Below are 5,165 nucleotides of genomic sequence, written 5' to 3'. Positions count from 1 at the left end.
GGGCGTCCCCCGTTCTTCGTCTACGGGACGCTGCGACGCGGCGGCCGGTACCACGGGGTGTGCCTCGGCGGGCGGGTGGTGACGCACGGCGGGCCCGAGCCGGCGATCCTGCCCGGCGCCTCCCTGTTCCGCGGTCCCGGCTACCCGTACGCGGTGCCCGAGCCCGACCGTCCCGGGGCCCTCGTGCGCGGTGAGCTGATCCGTCCCCTGCCGGGCCGCGACGCCGAGGTGCAGGCGGATCTGGACCGGCTGGAGGGGTACCGTCCCGGGGCACCGGACAACCTCTACGAGCGGGTGGTGGCCCGGGTGCTGCTACCCGACGGCACCGCCGTGCGGGCCCGGGTCTACCTCGCGGCACCGGTCCTCGCCCGTCGACTGCGGGCCGAGGGGGAGCGCGTTCCGGACGGGGACTGGATGGCCGACCGAATCGTCGGGAGCGGGCCCGGTCAGGGCGTCGACCGACCGACGCCCTGACCCCGGGCCCCCTTGGGCGGACCGGGACGGGAGCAGCCCGCACCGGCCCGGAATCACTTCCCGCCGCGCACCGCCCGCAGCGCCGCCTCCTCCTTCTCCGCCGGCACCCCCGGCCGCCGGACCCCCGAGCTCGCGGGATGGGGGATGCCGAGGGGGTCGGCGTCCGCCGGCAGGCCGCGCAGCCAGGCCAGGGTGTCGGCGACGGTCTCCTCGATCGGACGGCAGCGCAGCCCCGCCGCCAGGGCACGGCCGGTGTCCGAGCGGTACAGCATGTCGTGCGATTCCCCCGGGGGGATCCACATCGGCAGCTCGGTGAAGGGGGCGATGTCCGCCGCGAGCACGGTCTCCGGCTCGGCCCAGACCAACTCGGCGTCGGAGTCGACGGCCGCCCGGCAGGCTTCGAGGAACTCCTCCGTCGTGGTGTGTCCCGAGGCGCTCACCGTGTCGTACGCCCCGCCCAGCCCGCGTTCGGCGGCGTCCAGGCACCAGGCGGCGAGGTCGCGGGCGTCGATCCACTGCATCGGCAGGTCCCGGGGCCCCGGCGCGAGGACCGGCCCGCCGCGCTCCATGCGCCGCAACCACCAGGGCAGGCGGCCGATGTTCTCGTGCGGTCCGAGGATGATGCCGGCGCGGGCGAGCAGGGCCCGGTCGCCGAACTCCCGCAGGGCCGCCAACTCCCCGCCGCGCTTGTCCACCGGGTACGTGTCGGCCTCCGCGTCCGGCGACGCCTCCACCACGGGGGAGTCCTCGTTCATCCCCGCGACCGGGGGCGGGGCGTAGACCGAGCGGGAGGACACGTACACGTACCGCCCCGCACGCGGCTCCAGCAGGCGCGCGGTGTCGCGCACCGCCCGGGGCGCGCCGATCCAGGTGTCGGCGACGATGTCCCACTCACCGTCCGCCGGTGCCGCCGGCCCGTCGTCGGGGGCGAGGCGGTCGCCCCGCAGCGCCCGCGCCCCGTCGGGAGCGGGGCGGGTGCCCCGGTTGAACACCGTCACGTCCCAGCCGCGGGCCACGCCGTCCTCGGCGAGCGCCCGCCCCACGAATTCCGTTCCGCCCAGTACGAGAAGTCTCATGCCCCGAACCCTTCCCCGGGTCGACGGGCCACGTCCCCGGTTCACGCTCCGCGCGGAATCGCCCGTGGCGTAGCGGCTCCGGGAACTCCCACGGACCTCCCGGGCCCCGGGAATCCGGTGGCGTCCGCCCGGCCCGCGCACTACCGTCCCCCGGGTGCGCACAGACATCCCGGCGACCGGGTCCCCCGTCGCCCCCGAGGAGTTGACCACCGTGCCCGGCGGGCCCCGATTGCGCCGGTGGCGGGCCACCGACGCCCGCGCCGTGCGGGATGCCTTCCGGGCCCCGCTGATGGAACGGCAGGCGCCGGAGCCGGTGGACGACCTGTCGACCGCGCACCGGTGGCTGGGGGAACGCGAGGAGGAGTGGACCGCCGGGCGGGCCTTCTCATGGGCGGTCCTCCTTCCCGGGACGGGGACGGACGAGCCGGTGGGGTGCGTACGGCTGGGTTCGGTGGAGCGCCGGCACGGCACGGCGTGGGTCTCCTACTGGACGGTGCCGGCGGCGCGGGGGCGCGGGGTGACCACGGCCGCGCTGCGGGCGGTCTGCGGGGCGGCGTTCGGCCCGCTGCGGCTGCACCGGTTGGAGTTGGGTCACCGCACCGACAACCCGGCGTCCTGCGGGGTGGCGCGCGGCGCGGGTTTCGCGGTGGAGGGGGTGCAGCGCGGCAAGCTGCTGTGGGGCGGCCGGCGGTACGACGTGGAGCTGCACGCCCGTCTCGCCGACGATCCGCCGGCGGGGCCGGTGAGGGGAGCCGCGGCGGGGAACACGCACGGGGCCGGGCACCCGGTGGGGTGACCGGCCCCGTGCGGGAAGGCCGATGGGGGTGGGGTCAGACGGGCTCCCCGGCCGCCTCGGCCGCCGGTGCGGTGATCGGCCCGGTGCCGGATCCGCCGCCCGTCTCCGGGGCCGGGACGACCTGCGCGGGGATGACCACGGAAGCACCGGCGCCGGACGCCGTCCGCAGTTCCCGCTCGCGCTCCCGCCGGCGCTCCTCGCGCAGGTCGAACTCGGCGAGGGTGCGGCCGAAGTCCCGGGTGGACAGTTGGAGCTTGTAGATGATGGCCAGCTCGAAGACCAGCAGCAGCACGCCGGCGACGATGGTCACGGGCACCACGGCGTTCAGCGCGGGCGCGATGATGAACACCGCCATCTGGAACTCGATGCCGCTGACCAGGTGGGTGCGGATGCGGTGGCGCAGCAGGAAGGAGCGGCACCGCAGGTACCAGGGGAAACGGCTGCGGAACTCGCGGTGCAGGTCGACCACGGCGACGGTGGGCCGCGGCGCGCCCGTCGGCACGGCGCCGGTCCCCGGCCCGGTCCCGTCCGCCATCGCCAGTCGGGCCCGCTCGCGGGCTTCCTCGGCGGCCCTGGCGTCGCGGTCGCTCTCCGCGTCGGCGGAGGGGTTCACCCGCAGCAGGTCCTCCATGAACGCCAGCTCTATGGCGTTCTCCGCCTCCCGGGCGCGCTGGGCCCTGGCCTTGAGCTGCTTGCGCATCTCGTGGCGCACCTTGAAGATCTGGAGCGCGTCGAGGTAGCGCAGCATGTCGAGGAAGACGACGGCCAGCGCGAGCCACAGGTACACGACCTCGCCGGTGGCGGCGTACTGGCCGCCCATGAGGGCGATGGCGCAGGCCAGGACCCTGATGCGGTCGAAGACGTAGTCCAGCCAGGCGCCGAAGATCGAGCCGGTTCCGGTGAGCCGGGCCAGTTTGCCGTCCATGCAGTCCAGCACGAAGCTCAGGTGGTAGAGAAGTGCGCCCAGCAACAGCCACTGCCAGTCGGCGAGGGCGAAGCAGGCGGCGGCGCCGAGTCCCAGGAGCAGCGCCAGCCAGGTGATCGCGTCGGGCGTCAGCCGGGTGTGGATCGCGGTCCACCGGACCAGGGGTGTGGCGACCGGATCGACCAGGAGGACGGTCCACCACGCGTCACGTTTCTTCTGCGTGATCTCGCGGACATGGGGCAGCGGGGGGATGTCTCGGCGCATTGTCTGCTTCCAGGCGGGCTGTGTGGATCGGCCGACGCTATGAGGGGAGGCGGCGGAAGCGCAAGCCGTGCGGTGCGTCGAATTGACGCAGCTCACATCATCTGATCGAGGCCGGGCGGCATCTCCCGTCGTTCCGGGACATCCCCGACACCGGCCCCCCGGCCGGGCCGCCCGCCCCGGGCCGCGGGCGGCTCCTCCCGGTCCGCGTCAGGAGACCGGCCGGGAGGTCTCCCAGAGCGACTCGAACTCCTCGCGGTAGGTCTCGAAGATGCTCGGCTCCCCGCCCTCGTGCCGCCGCTCGGGGCGCACCACCGCGCGGGCCGGCCGGCGCAGCACCAGGGCCGGGCTCTCCACGCCCCGGGCACGGCGCAGGTAGGGCTGGATGACGGCCAGGCCGTCGGGCTCGTCGGCGTCCACGAAGTACCCCCCGAAGCGGGGCACCTCGTCCGAGACGTGGATCTCGAACGCCTCGGGGTCCCGCACCCGGCTGCGCACGCGCCGGACGTGCAGAATCGCGGTCTCCACCGAACGGCTCAACTCTCCGCGCTTCAGGCCCAGTTCGCGTTCCCGGCGGCGCATGGCCCCGGCGGCGGGGTTGAGGAAGAGCAACCGGATCCGGGCGCCGGCGTCCGCGAGGTGGATCAGGCGACGGCCGGGATAGTTCTGCACCAGCAGTCCCAGCGCGGTGCCCACCGCGTCCAGCCGGCGGGCCCCGCCGAACAACTCCTCGGTGGGAAGGTGGCGTTGCAGACGGATCCGGTCCGGGTGCACACCGGCGACATCGGTGAAACGCTCGCCGACCAGCCGTTCGAGCACGTCCACGGGCAGCCGACCGGCGTCCCGCTCCGGGTCGTGGCCGTCGAGGATCCGCAGCAGACGGGCGCAACCGCGCTCGGCCTGGTCCAGCACCGCCCGGTTCAACCCCCGGTTGCGCGCCACGGCGCTGCGGGCCACCTCCAACTCATCCAGCGTCAGTTCGAGTTCGCGCCGGTTGTCGAAGTAGGGCGAGAAACAGGGCCAGTGCTGGGTCATCAACTCCCGCAGCTGCGGGATCGTCAGGAAGGACAGCACCGTGTCGTCGGCCGGGTCCAGGACGTGTCCCTTGCGGCGGCTCACCTCCCGCAGGGCCGCCGCCCGTTGCACCCATTCCTGGCCGGTGGGCCCGGCGGCGGCTATCTCCCACTCGGGGCCGTGCACCGGCTCGTAGACCGGACGCAGGACGGCGGCGACCACCGCCCGCAGCCGCTGTTCCACCAGGTTGAGCCAGACGTAGGCCCGGCCGGCCCGCTCCACGCGCACCCGGACCTCGGCCCAGTCCTCCGAGTCCCAGGCGAGGTCGGCACCGATCTCCACGGGACGCGGCAGGGAGACCGTCTCCGTCACCGCCCCCGCGGCGTCCCCCCCACTCCCGGAGGGGAGCTCACGACCCGAAGAGCTCACCCGAGCGCACCGCCTTCCGCACCGATGGATCAAGGAAGCCTACTGCGGTGGGGGCCGTCGGCGCAGCCCGGAACGGAAGGCCGCGGGACCCCCGGATCGTTTCGGCCGGCCGGCGCGCCGGGGCCCCGGTACCCGAGCGGAGCACACCCGGGCGTGAGGGCGGGCGGCGCCGGGCACAGCACTGGTCATG

5 protein-coding genes are annotated in these 5,165 nt (G+C 74.8%); 2 read left to right on the top strand and 3 right to left on the bottom strand.

The annotated features are described in order from the left end of the window. A partial coding sequence (locus FNQ90_RS12100; RefSeq protein ID WP_228471069.1) for a gamma-glutamylcyclotransferase family protein occupies nucleotides 1-474 on the top strand: 474 nt, incomplete at its 5' end. A 53-nt stretch (nucleotides 475-527) separates the two neighbouring features. Here the strand turns inward: FNQ90_RS12100 and FNQ90_RS12095 are convergent. Continuing rightward, entirely contained in the window at nucleotides 528-1,550 is a 1,023-nt protein-coding gene (locus FNQ90_RS12095) for an NAD-dependent epimerase/dehydratase family protein (RefSeq protein ID WP_182606382.1), read from the bottom strand. A gap of 154 nt (nucleotides 1,551-1,704) precedes the next feature. Between FNQ90_RS12095 and FNQ90_RS12090 the strand changes: the two genes are divergently transcribed. Beyond that, the gene (locus tag FNQ90_RS12090) at nucleotides 1,705-2,346 is read left to right on the top strand and encodes a GNAT family N-acetyltransferase (RefSeq protein ID WP_323379906.1); all 642 of its coding nucleotides are present in this window, start codon (nucleotides 1,705-1,707) and stop codon (nucleotides 2,344-2,346) included. Between the two features lie 34 nt (nucleotides 2,347-2,380). Here FNQ90_RS12090 and FNQ90_RS12085 read toward each other — a convergent pair whose 3' ends face one another. Together FNQ90_RS12085 and FNQ90_RS12080 are read right to left on the bottom strand one after the other, a co-directional pair. After that, nucleotides 2,381-3,535, bottom strand: a complete 1,155-nt coding sequence (locus FNQ90_RS12085) for a CDP-alcohol phosphatidyltransferase family protein (protein ID WP_182606381.1) — start codon at nucleotides 3,533-3,535, stop codon at nucleotides 2,381-2,383. Between the two features lie 207 nt (nucleotides 3,536-3,742). Continuing rightward, nucleotides 3,743-4,975, bottom strand: coding sequence for an SAV2148 family HEPN domain-containing protein (locus FNQ90_RS12080; RefSeq protein ID WP_182606380.1), 1,233 nt, complete (start codon nucleotides 4,973-4,975; stop codon nucleotides 3,743-3,745). Nucleotides 4,976-5,165: the final 190 nt, after the last annotated feature.

It is taken from the genome of Streptomyces alkaliphilus (assembly GCF_014141535.1).
GTDB classification, from domain to species: Bacteria; Actinomycetota; Actinomycetes; order Streptomycetales; family Streptomycetaceae; genus Streptomyces; species Streptomyces alkaliphilus.
The sequence above is the reverse complement of the archived record's forward strand: the minus strand, read 5'-3'. Positions and strand labels throughout refer to the sequence as shown.